This window comes from Fulvivirga ligni, from assembly GCF_021389935.1.
Classification (GTDB): Bacteria; Bacteroidota; Bacteroidia; order Cytophagales; family Cyclobacteriaceae; genus Fulvivirga; species Fulvivirga ligni.
This window is the reverse complement of record NZ_CP089979.1, coordinates 6,430,036-6,448,457: the sequence shown is the minus strand read 5'-3', so window position 1 is coordinate 6,448,457 and position 18,422 is coordinate 6,430,036. Positions and strand designations below refer to the sequence as shown.

Here is an 18,422-nt window from a genome sequence, read left to right as displayed (position 1 = left end):
ACTTTCTAAGCTTGGGAGCTTTGATGACCCTACTTACTGTCATTTCTGTGCAAGCACAAGATTTCAGTTCAGGCTGGAGCCAGCTTGTTGAGAATTCAAAAGTGGACTCCACTACCGTAATTCATAATGCGAAATTTATAAAAGAAAAGAGGGATTCGCTTTTGCAGGTGGGGTATCTCCCGAAAGATTTAAATGCTCCAACGGAAGTTGATGAACAAAGCTATATAAATGCATTGAAGCAAGATTTCTTTGATAATCAACCTCCTGCCGAACCCAGCCAAGAGATGTCATTACCGGAATTAAATGCTCAGGTAGATGCCCCCTCGCTTGGTAATATGAAATTACCTGCCTATTCCATTTCGGATATGGACTATCTGTATGGATATTCTTTAGATGAAGCCATGATAGATGATATGATTGAGAGCATTTCGCAAAAAGGTAAAGCCTATTTAAACTCGATAATTCAAGAAAAGAGCGTGGGAGAGTTACAACAAATTGATGTCTCTCCAAGACCAAGTATTTGGGATAAACTTTATTTCGATGGGAATATAGGCGCTTCTAATTTCTTAAATAATGATGTGATTTATCTGTCACCTGCTCTCGGTTATCAATTTTGGAAATCAGTTTCTCTTGGAGTAGGGCCTGACATACAATGGAATGTTACAGGTGATCCGCAATATCCTGGTTCCGAGGTGGGCGTGCGAACCTTTGTAAAAGCCGCCTTTTTAAAGTATAGGATTTATGCTCAGGCTGAAGATATCATTAGTGAGGTAAATCAAGAAGAGCAAGCACAATCATCAAATCATCACTTTTATTTTGGTGGGGGGTATTTGTTGCCTGTTACATCAAAAATAGCTGTTAATATATCTGTTCTTTATAATGTAAATGAAGAGCCTAACGATCAATATTTTATACATCATTCACCATGGATATTTAGACTAGGAATAAGCGCATTTAAATAAACATATAGTATCAGTAAACCACTATAACCATGATTAACCTAAACCTAAAAAGTGGTATTGTACTGTTATTGGTAGAGTTATCTTCTGTCCTGTGCTTTGGGCAAATAGCTACATCTACCTCAGTACCATATTATATAGATCTCAATGGTAAGAGTCACGCCAAAGTTTATGAAATAATAGATGGTGTGGGGCATATCAAATACTTTGATGAGCAAGGTATAGACAAGTTTCTTAATATTCAGATATATAATTGGAAGCATGAAAAAGTAGCCAATTACTCCTTAGCTAAATCTTACGGCCTCAACCATTATGAAATAAAAATGGACTGGTTAATGCCCGACCAAGTTTATTTTGTTGAAGCTACTGCAGAAAATAATCGAAGATTCAATTTGGCACTTCAAGGAAAAGGACATCTAAAAAATGACCCTCCTAACCCTCAGATTACTGTCAACCCTATACAATTAAGTTGTGAGTTAGAAGCTCAAAATTCGGTGGAATATTATGTGTCCATTTCTGGAGGAAGAGCACCGTATAAAGCACATTGGTTTGTTTTGGATGAATCCATGTCAAAAATGCTTTACCAACCGAGGCAAGAAGTAATTAGCAAAGGAGGAAAGGGGATGATGGTAATGATAGATAAATCTCCGGTTTACACTGTGCTCTTAAAGGTAGAAGATGCTTGTGGTAATGAGGCTAAGAGCATTGTAAAGGTAAATTGTGAAGATGGTGACAAAGTGTTTCATTCCATTTTTGTAGAGCCAGTATCTATTCCTGAATCAGTAACATCAAATATTAAGTAGTGATATGATGATGAGAAGATTGGCCATTGTCTTAGTTCTTGCTTTTTATAGCTTTTGTATTTCATGTTCAGGTTCCTTGGATAAGGAAGATTATGTGAAGTGGGTAAGAGATTATGATCATGGACTACATTCAAAAGTTGTAGCAGATCCATATGTTTTTGATTTACAGTATTTACCTCCGGAATATAAATGGATTCAGGAAAGCCATTCAGGTGGCGAGAAGTTTAAGTCGGCTGATAACTCCTTTCAATACTATATTCTTAGAATCAGCTTTAAAGATCCATCTATTGACTTTGTCAAAGGGGTTTCTGAAGATAAAAAAGTGTGGGAGCAGAGGGCCTATTATTTCTCCTATAATTTTCAAGATCAGATTTACCTTGAACAAGACGGGCAGCGCTACCCATGTGTTATGTTCCATTTTGAAAAGGCTTTTGATTTAAGGCCAGAACGAAACTTTGTTTTAGGCTTCGACGCCGCAGTATCAGATCAATCGACCCTTCTAATAGATTCTCCAGCATTTGGAGATGGCTTAGTGAAAATATCAATTTCTAAAAAAGACATTCCAACAGTAGACCTATGATGAATTTATTCAACCTAAGAAAGCGGACCATTGCATTATTTCTTTCTTTTCTAATGTGTCTGCAGTTATTCTACATCCCTTCAGCTCAGGCTCTTACTTCTGGACCTACTCAGCCAGAGGTTCAGTCTTTTCAGCCAGCTGGAGCCACCGAGATGGTTAATCTTTTTAGTGGAGATTTTAGTTATAACATTCCGCTTTTTGAGTTGCCCGGTCCCAATGGTGGGTATCCGTTTAATTTGAACTATCAGGCAGGCATAGGCATGGACCAGGAGGCCAGTTGGGTAGGATTAGGGTTTAATTTAAATCCAGGAGCCATTACGCGCCAAATGAGAGGTTTGCCAGATGAGTTCAAGGGTGATGAAGTATACACTAAGATGGCCATTGAGCCTAGTGTTACAGTTGGCCTGGGCGCAGGTGCAGGAGTTGAGCTTTTTGGTAGTGATAACTTCTCATTGAATGTAGGTTTCAGTGTTTCTCACAATACCTATACCGGAATGGGCTACAGCATAGACGGATCAGTTGGCTATGAACAGTCGGTGGGATCATCTATGACTGCCGGTGCGGCGCTGCAAGTAAGTCTAAATCCTAAAGAAGGAATAGGGGTTTCGCCTTCTCTAGGACTGGATTCGAAGCTGGGCAAAACTGGATTAACCGCCGGATATCATTCCAGACAAGGTTTTCAAAATGTTTCAATGTCTCAAACTTTTAAAGACATTAAAGTTTTTAAGGGAGCAACCACTGTTGAAAATAAGTGGGGGGCTACACTTTCATTAGCGCACCCATCCTACACGCCCATGGTAAGCATGCCTATGAGGAATATCAATATTGCTGCTCAGTTTCAGTTAGGTGGCTCGTGGTGGGGTGTATTTGGCGCTCCTTACGTTAGAGGGTTTTATAATGAGCAATGGCTAAAAAATAACCGGAAAAGAGTGAAGTCAAATGCTTATGGATATATGCATTATCAGCATTCACAGAGTGATGAGGACTTACTTGACTTTAACCGGGAAAAGGATGGAATGGTGTCTAAAGAGTCTCCTAACCTGGCCATTCCTTCACTTACTTATGATATTTATTCTGTAAATGGGCAAGGTCTGGCAGCCATGTATAGGCCTATGCGAAATGATTATGGTAGAATCCATGATCCAAAAACCGAATCAATATCGGTAGGTGCTTCGGTAGGGGTAGATGTGGCGCCCGCAGCGTCTCATGGTGGAGTTAACCTAGATGTTAACCATTCTAAGTCCACTTCTGGCTTATGGAGTGACAATAATGATATGCTCTCTAAAGCAGCCTTTCAGGAAAAGAACCTCAATCAATTGTATGAGCCATGGTATTTAAAAGGGCATGGCGAGCCCACCGTTGAGGAACTTGCTACCTCTAAAGCTATAGGAGGAGATAAGGCTGTGAGATTAGAGTTGGGGGGCAGTAGGCGAAATCCTACTTTGAAAAGTAGTTTTGAAAATAAGAATTGGAAACAGTTAGCACCATCAAATGTGAGCGCAAATAGAGAGCGTAAGTCCAGAAGTCAGGTGGTGCAGCCTATTACAAATGCTGAGCTTTTAAGTGGAGCGCAGGAGATGAATTCGCTGTTTAATATTACTTATATAAACAAAAGCGGATCAGAGATTAAGTTTAACAGATCCTCTTTGCCGGCACATCATATCGCAGGATATACAGCATTAAACGCACAGGGGTTGAGATATAATTATGCTTTACCTGCTTATAATTTATATCAGGAAAACGCCAGCTTTAGTGTTAAAAAACAAGCCGGGCAAACGGCTAGAGTAAACGTAGGTAATAATGGTGGTAATGATCCTTCTTATCAACATAGCGGAACCAGAAAACAATTAAAAAAGACTGAATTACCGCCATATGCGCACTCTTACCTTCTTACATCAATTGTGGGTGCAGACTATGTGGACGTAACTGGTAACGGTGTGAGCGCTGATGATCTTGGTTATTGGGTGAAGTTTACATACAAGCAAACCTCTGATGCTAGCAGCCCGTACCAATGGAGAGATCCTTATTCTAAGGCGCATTTTCAAGAGGGTTGGATAACAGATCCAAGGGATGATATGGGCTCCTACACTTATGGGAAGAAAGAGGTTTGGTATCTTGCAAAAGCAGAAACTAAATCACACATAGCCACTTTTGAAACTTCTGCCAGAAATGATGGGCGAGGAGTAGCAGCTAAATTACAGGATAGCAATAACCAGGGAGCAAGATTACATGCTTTAAATACAGTTAAACTTTACACCAGATCTGCAGGTGTGAATTATCCAATTAAAACGGTCAGGTTTCAATATGACTATTCACTATGTCCGGGAGTCTATAATAACGCTTCTGGAGGGAAGCTAACCCTTAAAAAAATGTGGTTTGAGCATGGGAATAGTACTAGGGGGAGTATGAGCCCTTATGAGTTTACCTATAGTAATGCTAATCCAGCCTATGATTTCTATGCTTATGATAGGTGGGGGAATTACAAGCCTTACCCTGCTGGTAATCAGCGTTATAATAGAGATTTTCCATATGTAGATCAAAATCCTGCGCACAAGGAAGATTTAGATAATTATATGTCAGCCTGGAGTTTATCTGAGATAAGGCAGCCATCAGGCAGTAGGGTAATGATAGATTATGAGTCTGATGATTATGCTTATGTGCAGAATCGTACTGCCATGCAGATGACAGATATTGTAGACCCTTATTCCTCTTCCACCGGAAGTCTTCAGAATAAATTTCTTTTAAGTAAGAGTAACATGAAGATCAGGTTTAAACTGGAAAAGCCATTAGAAACATCATTTCCTGCAAGTGATCATAGAAAGGAAGTGCTGAAATATCTTGATAATGAAACAGGTCAGCTCTTCTTTAAGAATTTTATAAATCTGAGAACCCCTGCCGAAAACTTTCATGAATACATATCTGGCTACGCAGATATTGATTTTGCTCAGAATATGGGGCTGGAGAAAGATGGTAGTGGAAAATACGCTTATGGATATTTTTATGTAAAGTCAGAGGAGGGCTATCACCCGTTTTCGCTAAGAACCTTTCAGCACTTAAGAACGAACCAACCTGAATTAACCAACTCCGGACGAAGACTAGAGCAGACTAATAGCACTTCGAAGCGCATAAGCCAAATGAAGAGCTTAGCTGGGTTAGGTGCTCAGATCCGTCAGATGTTTGAGGGATTTTATAATTATTGCTATAAAAAAGAATGGGGAAGAGAGGTTGTAGCCGATAAATCATGGATCAGGCTGAAAACGCCCGATAAAATAAAGTATGGTGGAGGCCTGAGGGTGAAGCAGCTCACTATAACCGATGAATGGTCAGATGATGAAGAAGGCCTGTATGGGCAGGTTTACGAATATACTACGGAAGAAAATGGAGAGCTTATTAGTAGCGGCGTGGCTGCTTATGAGCCTATAATTGGCGGAGAGGAAATCCCTTTAAGATATGCGAAGAAGTATGTAGAAACAGTGCCATTAAGGTCGGATAATAATCTTTATTTCGAATATCCGATCAATGAAACCTATTATCCTGGGCCTCAAGTGGGTTATAGTAAGGTTTCCGTAACAAGCTTGGCTTCAGCCTATTTGGCAGGAAAAGAGGTCAATCATATTACTTTATCGGATGGCGAGCCATTATTTCCTTCCGGCCCTAATATCACCTATGGAACTTCAGGAATGAAAGTAAGTGAATTCTATACTGCAAAAGATTTTCCGGTAATTACTGATGAAACAGACAAAGTGAATAAGCCTTATAAGCTGTCAGTAATGGTGCCTTTCTTGGGAAGCATTGGTATTTCCAGTCTGGCCAGTTCTCAAGGCTATAGCATAATAACTAATGATATGCACGGTAAGCCTAAAAAGGTAAGTAACTACCGCCAAGACAATACAGGATCTATAGAGCCTGAGCCTATTTCTTGGGTGAAATATAATTACCGCTCATCTCAGAAAATTTACAAGCAGAAGAAAATAAATGAACTGGGAAATATTTTCAAAGATAACGGGGATGGAACCATAAGCCTGGCTTCATCTAATGAAATTAATAATAATTCCATTTCAAAAATGACTTTAGGTCAGGAAACAGAGCTGTTCATGGATATGCGACATTATGAAGATAACGCATGGACAGGCGGAGCAAGGCTTAATGTGGATATAGTCTATATTCCTTTACTATTTGTGATTATCCCTTTGCCGGTACCTACGGTGTGGCCAAGAGTAAGTAAGAGTAGTACAGATTTAAAAACAGCTTCTACCAATAAGGTGATTTTTAAATCAGGAGTGCTTGAGAGTGTGGAGGCTTATGATGGAGGCTCACTAGTAAAAACCACTAACCTGAAATGGGATAAACTATCAGGGGAGGTTCTATTGAGCACGGTTAATAATAATTTTGATGATCCTGTGTACACCTATTCTATACCAGCTTACACTAAATATTCTGGTATGGGTGGTGCTTACCAAAATGTAGGTTTTGGCTTTACCATAGGTAACGTTCAGGCCAATCCTTATAAAAATGATCTGTTTACATTTTCTACACCATCAAATGTTGAGCTCAGCTTACATCCTGGTGATGAAATATTGCTTTATGATCATAACGGTGAACTTGAAAATCCTATTGGCAAAGGAATTTATATAGGTAGTGAAGGAGGTGAAATGATCCTTTACTCCAATAATTCATTAGCAGCTACAGAGTATAAATGTATGATTATCAGGGCAGGGTACCGTAACCAGCTCATGGCGAAGGTCAGTAGCATTACCGCACTAGATGATCCTTCCCAAAGCCAGGGAACCACTACTTACAGCAAGACTATTTCAATTCCAAAAGATTATTAACGATGAAAAGGCCTAACCCTATTAAGATATTATGGATTTTGTTGCTTTTACTACCTTTTGGAGTTCAGGCTCAAAATCAACCGGCACCGGGCACTTCTGACTATAGAAAAATGCAGGAGGCAGCTAAAAATCCGGTAGTTCAGTCTGCTATTCAGAAGAATTATCCTACCCTTCAAAAGGAGGCTACTGAATCTCCTGATAAAACTGATCAGACGTCTAGATTTGCTCAATTTAACGTAGGACAGTCATTCTCATGTTCGGTGGAGAATCCATTATTAGATCCTTCATTCAGTTATTTGCCTGCAAATGATGATAGTTCCACCTCTGTGATCAACATACCGTTTAATTTCAATTTTTTTGGCACAAATTATAATCAGGTATATATAAATAATAATGGGAATATCACTTTTGATGAATTAGACTCAACTTACAGTTCTACCGGATTCCCCTCTCCACGAGATATGATAGCACCATTTTGGGCAGACGTGGATACCCGAAATAACACTGGTTATGTGGCGTATAAGGTTGAAGCAACCAGGCTTACCGTAATATGGTATAATGTGGGTTATTTCAGAATGAAATCTGATAAACGCAATACTTTCAAGCTGGTAATAAGTGATGGGGCAGATCCTTATTTAGGTGCTGGCAATAATGTTGCCTTTTATTACGGAGATATGCAGTGGACTACCGGAGATGCATCTAGTAGTGATAATGGTTTTTACGGCATACCAGCAACAGTAGGACTCAATAATGGGCAAGGAAGTGGCTCTTGTTATTACTCTCAACTGGGAAGGTTTGGAAAGCCAGGTAGCGAATATATTAGCTCTACTGATATCAGCGGTGTGAGTTATTTGGATTATAAGTGTTTTACTTTTGATGCCTCTACTCTGGAGGATGTTGAAGCAGATTTTGATTGGCAAAACTTAATTTGTGCTGTTGATTTCACGAAATATATAAGTAATCCGCAAAATTGTAATGTGATCCACCAATGGGATTTTGGTGATGGTACAACCTCTCAAGAAGAAGCTCCTCTGCATAGCTACGCCTCAGCTGGTACATACACGGTGAAACTCAATGTGTACTATCAGTGTGCTGCCTGTCAGGGTAATTTCACTACAGTAACAAAACAGATCACCGTAGATCCTGATGAGGATTTATTCAAGGATACCGTCATTCAGGTGCCCACACAGGTGAAAAGTAGAGTTATCTCCACCACTACAGCCACTTTTTCTGATACTTGGCCATTGCAATATGAAGCTAGTGGACTTAATGATAAGTCGGGCTATGAAAATGGTAGTGAAGGGGTATGGCGTAAGGAAGCTGATTATGTATATAAAGTAGATAGAGATCAAACTAATCCTCCTTCCTTAAGAGATGGAGGAACATTTGAAATGGACCAGTTTAGTTGGGAATATGCAGCCATCGATGCTGTGCCCGATTGGATTAAGCTAAATACCATGACAGCTTATAGTCCGTATAGCTACGATATTGAAAATGAAAATGTACTTGGAATTCATAATGCGGCATTGTATGACTATGGTGGTCATTTACCAAGTGCCAATGGTGTCAATATGAGATACAATGAGATGGCCTATACGGGTTTCGAATACCTTACTGGGAAGGCCTCTGGGAATTGGGTGTTTGGTAACCAACAGTTGCCTCGCTATAAATGGTATCCTACAGATTTTTGCTATAAACACATTGTAATTGTTAAAGCTAGCTTAGACGAAATACAAGGCTATGATGAAGTAGACGTCTTTGGAAGGAGCTATTTCTGGTCTGGTTTTCCATTTTTCTTTTACTTCCGTCACATTCGTGATAATGAAATTATTTGTAGAAGGGAGCATCCGGTGCACCCTGAATGGTCTATCCTAATTCTTAAAAGAGCCCTGTTTGAAGGTGCCTGGAGAGGTCATGTAATGTTTAGAAATGATATTCAGCCTGTAGTAAATGCTAACTTGGATAATAATATCGCGCATAGTGGAAGCAAAAGCTTGAAAATTTCTGGAGAAGAGACATTTGAACAAAAGTTATTGGTGCTCGATTCTGCTAAAAAATATCAGGTGAGCGCATGGGTTTCTGTAAATGATAAGCATAAAACTGTTCCCATTCTGGCTCAGAATATTGGTATCGAAGTCAAAATAAAAGATAAAGATGATCTGCAGGTCGCTTCTTTTATGTTAAAACCAAAGGGCAATATCATCGAAGGGTGGCAGCGCATAGATAGCGCCTTTGTTTGCCCCATTCCAAATTCTTCCATTGAATTAACTTTTAAATCAGGAAGTGCCCCTACAGCCTGGTTCGATGATCTGCGCCTTTTTCCTTCTGAAGGTAATATGACTTCTTATGTCTACAACCTTACAGACTATAGGCTACAAGCAACCTTAGATGAGGAGAACTACGCATCATATTTCTATTACGATTCAGAGGGTAATCTGTACTTAACTAAAAAGGAAACGGAGGAAGGGGTGAAAACCATCACTGAAAATGTAAGCTACCTGGTAGAGCACTAACAGACCTGAGAAATGAAGAATTATATTAAAATTATTGTCTTAAGCATAATTGGCTTAATACCTCTTACTAAATTAAACGCTCAGGATTTAAAGAATTCCCTCAATGAAATGAGAGAGGCCTATGAGCAAATGACAGATCTACATATAAAGATGGATGTGAAAGCTTATGCCTCAAAAGAATTAAAAGAAGAGATGTATAGCCTTGATGTGGATATTAAGAAAAAGGGAGACAATTATCTCTACAATTATGGCGGTAATGCCATGCTAATGAATGACCGCTATTTAATTATGGTAGATGGTTCTGCAAAGGAAATGGTATGTAGCAAGCGAGCCAATACAGATGAAAATATGATGGCTTCAGCCTTTCAATTTAATCTGGATAGTATTCTTTCATTTTATGAAGAACCTGTGTTTTTGCGTAGCGAGGGTGCCATTGAACAGTTTAAAGTAAATCAAAAAGAAGGCCCTGTAAGTGAATTATATCTTTCTATAAATTCTAATACTAAAATGCTTACGCAGATAGCCTACTTATACAGGCAGGGTGCTTATGTGAGGATTGATTTTAAACTCTTTGATGGACATGCAAAATTGTCTGATCAAATGTTCAATGAGACGAATTTCATCCGTCTTGATGATGGAAAGCTTTCGGCCTCAGCGGCCTATAAAGGCTATCATTTTGTAGAAACTACATCGAATTAAAAATATTGTTAATCTGGGTAAGGTAGAAGGGATACAAAAACTTAAACCTAATAAATAAAACCATGGGAAACTTCATTTCAAAAGCCTGTAGACTCTTAAGGTATTCTCATATCCTGTTTGTGGCAGGAGTTTTATATCTAATGGTGAGCCATGATACGCAAGCCGAAAATGTGGCGTGGGATACTGATACCACAGGCGTAGTGAAGATGCCAAATGAGATTCGTCTCAGCCGAACAGGACGACTCCCAATCCCTGATTACGAAAGAAGCTACCTGCTTGCAGACCTGCAAGAAGATAATGCATATCAGGTTTTTGAGGCCCCACCATGTTTGGAAGGGGAGTATTTTATTGCATTTCAGCTAGAATATGATCTGGGTGATCTCAATACAGAAATGGCCTGGAGCACAGATATGAAAATCATTTTGCTGGACCAGCCGGATACTACATGGGTTCAGTCTGCCCGATTAAGCACAGTTTCTCAGCACTTTGTAAACACCGTTTTTCATGATAGTCTTTTAACCTGTAATTCGAGTATTCAGTTTAGCATTACTGATAGATTAGACACCGGCGTGGTGGCTGTGAATAATCTATACCTAAACATTCTTATGTTCAGAAAAGATGAGAATGTTTTTGATCCTACGGTTATCCCTTCATTAAATTATCAGATATCTAGTAATAATACTTTTGCCAGTTGGAGTTATCCTGCTAATAGTGGTGCCGATGAGTTTGATCTAGAATGGGTCTTTGTAGGCGATTATGAAAATTACAATGGTAGTTCTGCTGAAGATGCTTTTGAATACAAGGAGCCGGTAAGAATAACGTCTGATGGATATTTTTATCAACACCTTTCTTATTACCCTGACGGTAGAATATGGTTCAGGGTTAGAGCGGTAGGCTATAACCCTGATCATCCGGATTTTAAAATTCTTGGAGAATGGTCCTACGGCAATGGTTTACCTCTCACTATTGATAACCATGAGGCTGAAAAAACCTGGCAGCAGCAAACCATTTTTTCAGAAGGAGGCAAGTATAAAAAAATTATGCAGTATTATGACGCCACTTTTAGGAGTCGTCAGACTTTAATCAATCAAAGTTCATTGGGTATCACTATGCTGGAAGAGACTTATTATGACTATGAAGGTCGGGAGGCTGCCAAAGTAATTCCTGGTCCGGTACTCAACAATTCTCTAGACTATACCTCAGGACTCAATGATTTCGTACCTTCTAATACAGAAGTGTCAGATCGTACCTCTGCATTACGCAAGAAGTTTAATTATGATAACGCTAGATTAGAAAATAGTACCATTTCAAATGTGGATGGTGCTTCCAGATACTATTCTCCGGCTAATGGTTTAGGAGTTATTCATAGGAGTTATTTGCCTGATGCTGAGGGATTTGTGTATAAACAAACGGAATACCTGAATGATCCAACGGGACGTATTAGTAGGCAGGGGCGAGTGGGAGAATCCTTTAGAATTGATGGTGATCACTCTACCAGGCACTATTATGGGGATGCGGCACCTTCAGAACTAATCAGGCTTTTCGGGTCAAATGTTGGTAATGCATCGCATTATAGTAAGAATTTAGTAGTGGGAGCAAATGGTCAAGTAATGGTAAATTATGAAACTCAAAAAGGAGATGTCATAGCAACGGCTTTAGCCGGTAATCCGCCATCTAATGTTGAAGCACTGGAAAGTTATAATAACTTGGATCCGGACCCCATAACTATTGACTTATTTCAGAAGAACCAGTTCTATGATAATCAATCTGAAATAGCCCATAAAATTTTAAATGCAAACCCTAACAGTAGTTATACCTTTAGCTATAGCTTATCGGCTCTAGGTACAGAGCTGGGGAACATGGGGTGTCAAACGTGTAATTACGATCTGGAAATTTCTATTACGGATACTCAAGGGCATCCTATAGATTTATCGTCCGCTTCAGGAAACGAATCGCTAACTGGACAGTCCTATATCCGAAATGATATTTCTGCCAGCAGTTGCTCCAATGCAACTCTGGTTAATGATATAGAATTTACTGTCTTATTTACTGAAATAGGAGACTACACTGTAACCAAAACCTTAAAAGCTCAGGAGCTAAGCTATGAGCAAATGCAGAACCTGGTGGTGACTGATGACTCAGTGGTTAACGCTATACAAACCATTATAGAGAGTTATGTTATAGACTCAGCCGCTTGTGAGATCTGTACAGATTGCCCTGAGGTGGAAGATGCTATTAATGAGGCAATTGAGGAAGTATCACAGCTGGACTGTGATAACATTTATCAGCAAATTATTCAATACTATCAAGACAAGTACGGTGACCTTTCCGAAGATCCGTATGTGGTGCCTGAAGATAGTATAACTTCTCATCCCTTATATTGTAAATACGAGCTTTGTATTAGAGATAAACAGAGCAGTATTTTTGAAAAACAGGTGGCTCGTTATGCTGATTGGTCTTCTGCCTCTTCAGCAAATTATACTGATTTAATTAATCTGGATCCATTTTTCAATAATAGTAGCTTAAGTGGAAATGGATTCAAATCAGCCATACAAAGCCGACTTAATAATGTTAGCATAGGAACTATTCAATATGACTCCAATGGAGATAATATTCCTGATGGATCTAATGCTTATTCAGGTACACTGAGTCAGGTAACTAATCCAAATAACACTTCATATTATGTAGATGAAAGGGGTAATCCAGACGCATCTGGCGGATACCACATCCTGTATTTTGATCTTATGCAGCGGGAAAGTGAGCTAGATGCTGAAACATACCAGCAGCTATTAAATCAACAGAGGTGGTCTTTGTACAAAAGCTTTTATTTTGAAGCCAAGAGAAAAACTAAGCTGACCATACCAGCATACCAGAATTGTGCAGCAGCCAAAGAAGAACTGGAACAAGTAGATAATATACCACAGACACCTGATGGGCTGGAAGAATGGGGAGAAGACAATGGTGTTAATGCTCCTGTAAGTGCTGCCGAACTGGAAATGACTATTAGTAATATAGCATTCAATTGCGGAACCCAGCTAAGCCAAACTGATAGTACAGCTATTGCGGGACATTTAGAGGCTTATTTTAATGGAAATCCTCATAATTTCTTCCGTTTTATCATACGAGGAGACCTTCAAAGCAGTCCGCAGTTAACCGCCATTCAGTCTATATTAAGTACCTACAACTGTTCTTTAGATAGTATTGCTCAGGAGGATCCACTGGTGTGCGTTGAAGAACCGGAAAACTGGATTGTGAACCCTAGTTTTACTCAAAACGGAAATGGTAATTGTCCTAATTCAGATATAGTAGCATCCTGCTATGATGGTTGGTCCGTAGCTACCGGTACACCTAATACAGATGTAGGAGGTGGAAATGGCCGAGTGCTATTATGGGGATACCCTGGAGAGGTTGATTCTGAGGCTATTAGAGGCACGTTTGTCAAAGCTTTAGAGCCGGGGCAGAAATACGAATTGTGCCTTAAATATGAGGTTTATACTGATGGTAATACATTTACATCCCCTATTGTGGATAATGTTTACATGCAGCTTTCCCGTAGTAAAGGGTTCTTAAATGCTCAAGGTATTGTCACTACCAATAGTCTTTCAAAACAAACTGCATTATTGAGTGATTCTTCAGCGATTAAGAAAGGAATTGGGGTAGCGAATATGTCAGAAGTATCGCAATTGGCAAGTTGTTTTTTACCCAGGCCTCAGTATATAGATCCTGTAATAATTGGCGGTCAAACTGCATCTAGTGATTATGTGTGGATGAAAAATAATGCGGGTAATGCCACTTATAAGGATACCTGCATAGTATTCACACCTACAGAGGCCAGCACCTATTTCTATCTGGCCATAATGAGCTGTACAGCCAATACCTTCCAGGCCATTAATATTAAGGATTTAAAAGTAAGGAAGATTAACCCTACACCTAATGGAGTTTGGTTTGAAGGGGAGTATGTGTGCCTGAATTATGATACAACTAGTTCTCTGGGTGCTTTTTCCTATACGGTAGATTGGGATAGAGAAGTGGCTCTATGTCAAGAAAGGGCTGCTGAAGAGAGAGATAGACTGCTAAGCTTTGCCATACAGGATTATCTGGATGAAGTGACCAGTAGTGTATATGATAGTTATACCGCCGCTTGCTTAGAAACAGTGGAAGAGAGGCTTGATTATACTTTTGAGCAAAAGGAATATCATTATACTCTTTACTATTATGATCAGTCGAGTCAGCTAGTGCAAACAGTGCCTCCTAAGGGGGTGCATCCACTTACCCCAACTCAGGTAGATGCGTTTTTGGCGGGGAATATAGTAGAGCCAAATCACACTTTACGAACTTTTTATCATGTTAATTCTATTAATCAGGCCATAGAGCAAGAAACACCTGATGCTGGGGTAAGTAAGTTCTGGTATAATCCCCAAGGTCAGTTAAGGCTATCTCAAAATGCTCAGCAAGCAGTTGAAGATCAATATAGTTACTCCAAGTATGATGATCAGGGTAGAATTATTGAAGTAGGAGAAATTGAGACCATAGAGAATATAGCGGATCTCATTACGCAAATGGATACAAGTACGGTTTTTCCTACTCAACAAGACTATGTTCTGTCAGATGTCACAAAAACATTTTATGATGATCTAAGTCCGGATATACAATCTGATCTACAGCAAAAACACTTGAGAAGTAGGGTGTCATGGACTGAAAAGATTGATCCTTTATCTTCTGATACAGTGGCTACCTACTATAGCTACGATAGTCATGGAAATGTGAGGTCAATGATCCAGGACTTGCCGGGGCTAGAGAAAAAACGCACAGATTATGTCTATGATCTGATCAGCAGTAAAGTTAATTACCTGATATATCAGTTCGGCCAAGAGGATGAGTTTATCCATCGCTATAATTATGATGCTGATAATCGTATCACCGAAGTATACACCTCTGGTGACGGATTTATCTGGGATAGGGATGCCTATTATTTTTATTACTTACATGGCCCTGTTGCCAGGCTTAGTTTAGGTCAGTATAATGTTCAGGGTCTGGATTATTATTATACGCTGCAGGGCTGGTTAAAGGGTGTAAATATGCCCTATGAAGCAGATCTTGCCAGAGATGGATTATATGGCTCAAGGATCGGTAAGGACGCATTTGCTTATGAGTTAGGTTACTATCAGGGAGACTATAAACCGATCAATCCATCGGTGGCTATATCCGGTGAAAGAGATCAGGTATGGCAGAGATACAATACGCATACATCATCAGACGGGTTATATAACGGAAATATTGCCTGGATGACCACCGATCTGCCGCAAATAGGTCTGGAAAATAATGACAGGACCAAGGGGATGCAGGCTATGATATATAAATATGACCAGTTGAACAGAATCAAAAACGCCTCATCTTTGAGTAACTATATAGATGGTAACGGGTTTAGTGCGAGGTCAGGAATTTCACCTTTTGATGCTTCATATAGCTATGATGCCAACGGGAATTTTAATCAACTCATCAGAAGAAATGGTCAGAATGCTGTTCGTGACAACTTTCAGTACATTTATTATGACCAAACCAATAGATTGAAAAACATCGATGGCAGCAGTAATCAGACCTTTCAATATGATAAAAGAGGTAATCTTATTAGTGATCAGTCTGAAGGGCTAGGTATAAATTGGAATTCACGTGGGTTAGTAAAGGAAGTGACTCTGTCTAATGGAACGGTGCATACTTTTGCTTATGACGCCAGTGGACAAAGAATAATGAAAAATACTCTATCAGGAGGAGTATTAACCAAGACTCATTACGTCAGAGACGGTGTGGGAAATATTCTCGCAATATATACTGATAGTCTATTGACAGAGCAAGTAATTTATGGGACAAATAGGCTCGGGGTAAGAATAGGTTATAAGAAGGAGGGTACTAGGTTATTAGGGAATAAGCGCTATGAGCTGGTTAATCATCTTGGTAATGTATTAGCAGTAGTTTCGGATAATATTCACCTTAAATCAGATAGTACTTGGACTGATATTCTTAATGCAACAGATTATTATGCTTTTGGGATGGCGATGGAGGATAGAAGTTATATTAGAGACGCGGCTTATCGATTTGGCTTTAATGGTATGGAGAACGATTTGGGTTTATCTAATGATACCTACACCTCGACCTTTAGAGAATATAGTGCTAAAATCGGAAGATGGTGGAGTATTGAGCCTAAGTTCAAAGATTATCCAGGACTGTCTCCATATGTAGGATTTAACAATAACCCTATTAATTATAGAGATCCAGAGGGTGATGATCCGATAACAGCTCTATTGGAAGGAGTCACAGCTTTTGCGATTGAAGCTGGGTTAGACTTCGTGACTAATCTGGTATTGAAGGGAGATAATGCTGAGCAAGCTTTTGATAATATTAACTGGAAGGGGGCTGCCTTTGAAGGAGTAAAAGCAACTGCTTTTTCATTTTTTGCTCCTTCCGGTTCACAAACAGCCATTCGCTTAGCTAAGATTGGCAAGAGTAAGATTGGAAAAATTACAGCTCAGTTTGTTGCCAATTTGACTTCTGAGGCAATGAAAAATTATGTTTCTGGAAAATATGACGATAAAGACGGTGATTTTGACTTTGATCTATTGTCAGATGATTTTATGAATTTAGCATACACTGCTGCAATCGGAACATTAATTGAAAATCAAATGGGGGATAAGGCTCAAGAATTATTAAATAAATTCACAAAGACTAATAAAGTCTATGCTCAAAAGTTTCAAAAACTGTTAAATAAAATTGACGCAGGAGAATCCTCTAAGAGACTTAATAATTATCAAAAGAAAGTTGCAAAGGCAGAAAAAGAAATGATTAAGAATGCAAAAGGGTATATATCCGCTAAGTTTACGGATGAAGCAGTTAAAAAAGTAGGTGATGAAGCACAGAAAAAAGTCAGGGGTGTGGAGTAAAATTCAGCGGAAGCCCGAATGGTATGTGGTAATTGCTCTTATCTTAATTGCGGTTTATTTTAGGACGGATCAGAACTTACTCAATTACCCGGATTGGATTACTTACACTGTGGCTGGGGTATGTTTTTTAGTAGCTAATGTTATTTTCTTTAAGCATCTATTAACCAGTTTTAAAGATGGTGTTATAGAGTTTGGGCTTTATATAGTGCAGATGTTGGTTTTGTCTTTTGGTGTGTCGGCCATATTATTACTATGCTTTAATCTCTGGATTATTTTTGATTTGGAACAGTCAAAAGTAGAAGCTATAGAAGTGCCAGTTATTAAGGTGACCACCTATAGTCAGAATCGATGCTTTTACTATAAATATGAGGACGATGTTAGAATTTATTACGACTATAAACCAATTATGGAGCAGGCAAAGAATAGTCCGGAAGATTATAAAGTGATCTTTGAGATTAAGCAGGGAAAATTAGGAATCTTTAAAGTGCTATCGTGGCACATGATGCGCCGTTAGCTACTCACTTATTCTTCCTCAAAAGTAAGTTCACTCTAAAATTATGTAAACCACCGAACCGGTCAAGGGTTTCCCATAATTTGGAGGGATCGTTGGGCTTGTACTCAAATCCGTTTTTTGTGTTGTAAACGATCTTTGTGAAATGGTGGCCTGAGTGAAGTTTTATTACTACTTCTATCAGTTTAACTCCATCCCAATGAAGGGTTTGACCCAGGTTTAAATGAGGATATATATTGATCACTTTGATCTCATTTCCAGAAATAGTAATTATTTCCTCGTCTGCTGACAATACGATATTATCATCAGTTATCTTAATTGATCCAATCTGAGGTAGGTTATAAAAGTGCTTATAGTTATATAAAATGATTATAGCTATTAGACTGAAATGGAATACTAAACCAAGCCACAAGGGGAGATCCAGTAGGCCCATCACAATAAAACTACCGAAGAAAGCAATGAGAAAAAGGAGAAGAATCAACCAATTCATAGTACTCTTCTTAGCTATAGCCTTTGTGATAGTATATTCATTCTCCATTTCTGGCCGCAATATAGTATTTATAGATTGCTTGAATAAAGCCATTCAATAA

The 18,422-nt window shown here is 39.1% G+C and carries 9 protein-coding genes; 8 read left to right on the top strand and 1 reads right to left on the bottom strand.

Annotation, left to right across the window (positions count from 1 at the left end; translation table 11 throughout):
* Positions 1 to 20: 20 nt before the first annotated feature.
* The 8 genes from LVD16_RS27275 to LVD16_RS27240 all read left to right on the top strand — a co-directional run bounded on the left by LVD16_RS27275 (position 21) and on the right by LVD16_RS27240 (position 17,835).
* Entirely contained in the window at positions 21 to 962 is a 942-nt protein-coding gene (locus LVD16_RS27275) for a hypothetical protein (RefSeq protein WP_233771463.1), read from the top strand.
* Positions 963 to 991: 29 nt separating this feature from the next.
* On the top strand, positions 992 to 1,762 hold the full coding sequence (locus LVD16_RS27270) for a hypothetical protein (protein ID WP_233771462.1): 771 nt from the start codon (positions 992 to 994) through the stop codon (positions 1,760 to 1,762).
* 4 nt (positions 1,763 to 1,766) lie between these two features.
* A complete protein-coding gene (locus tag LVD16_RS27265) occupies positions 1,767 to 2,342 on the top strand; it encodes a hypothetical protein (RefSeq protein WP_233771461.1) in 576 nt (191 codons plus the stop codon).
* A complete protein-coding gene (locus LVD16_RS27260) occupies positions 2,339 to 7,174 on the top strand; it encodes a hypothetical protein (RefSeq protein ID WP_233771460.1) in 4,836 nt (1,611 codons plus the stop codon). The genes LVD16_RS27265 and LVD16_RS27260 overlap by 4 nt, the downstream gene beginning before the upstream one ends.
* 2 nt (positions 7,175 to 7,176) lie before the next feature.
* Positions 7,177 to 9,687, top strand: coding sequence for a nidogen-like domain-containing protein (locus LVD16_RS27255; RefSeq protein WP_233771459.1), 2,511 nt, complete (start codon positions 7,177 to 7,179; stop codon positions 9,685 to 9,687).
* A gap of 12 nt (positions 9,688 to 9,699) precedes the next feature.
* On the top strand, positions 9,700 to 10,386 hold the full coding sequence (locus LVD16_RS27250) for a LolA3 family protein (protein WP_233771458.1): 687 nt from the start codon (positions 9,700 to 9,702) through the stop codon (positions 10,384 to 10,386).
* A gap of 62 nt (positions 10,387 to 10,448) precedes the next feature.
* The gene (locus LVD16_RS27245) at positions 10,449 to 17,321 is read left to right on the top strand and encodes an RHS repeat domain-containing protein (RefSeq protein WP_233771457.1); all 6,873 of its coding nucleotides are present in this window, start codon (positions 10,449 to 10,451) and stop codon (positions 17,319 to 17,321) included.
* The gene (locus LVD16_RS27240) at positions 17,287 to 17,835 is read left to right on the top strand and encodes a hypothetical protein (protein ID WP_233771456.1); all 549 of its coding nucleotides are present in this window, start codon (positions 17,287 to 17,289) and stop codon (positions 17,833 to 17,835) included. Before LVD16_RS27245 ends, LVD16_RS27240 begins: the two co-directional genes overlap by 35 nt.
* Positions 17,836 to 17,839: 4 nt before the next feature.
* Here the strand turns inward: LVD16_RS27240 and LVD16_RS27235 are convergent, their stop codons facing one another.
* Positions 17,840 to 18,370: a hypothetical protein gene (locus LVD16_RS27235; protein WP_233771455.1), complete on the bottom strand. Its 531-nt coding sequence runs from the start codon at positions 18,368 to 18,370 to the stop codon at positions 17,840 to 17,842.
* Positions 18,371 to 18,422: the final 52 nt, after the last annotated feature.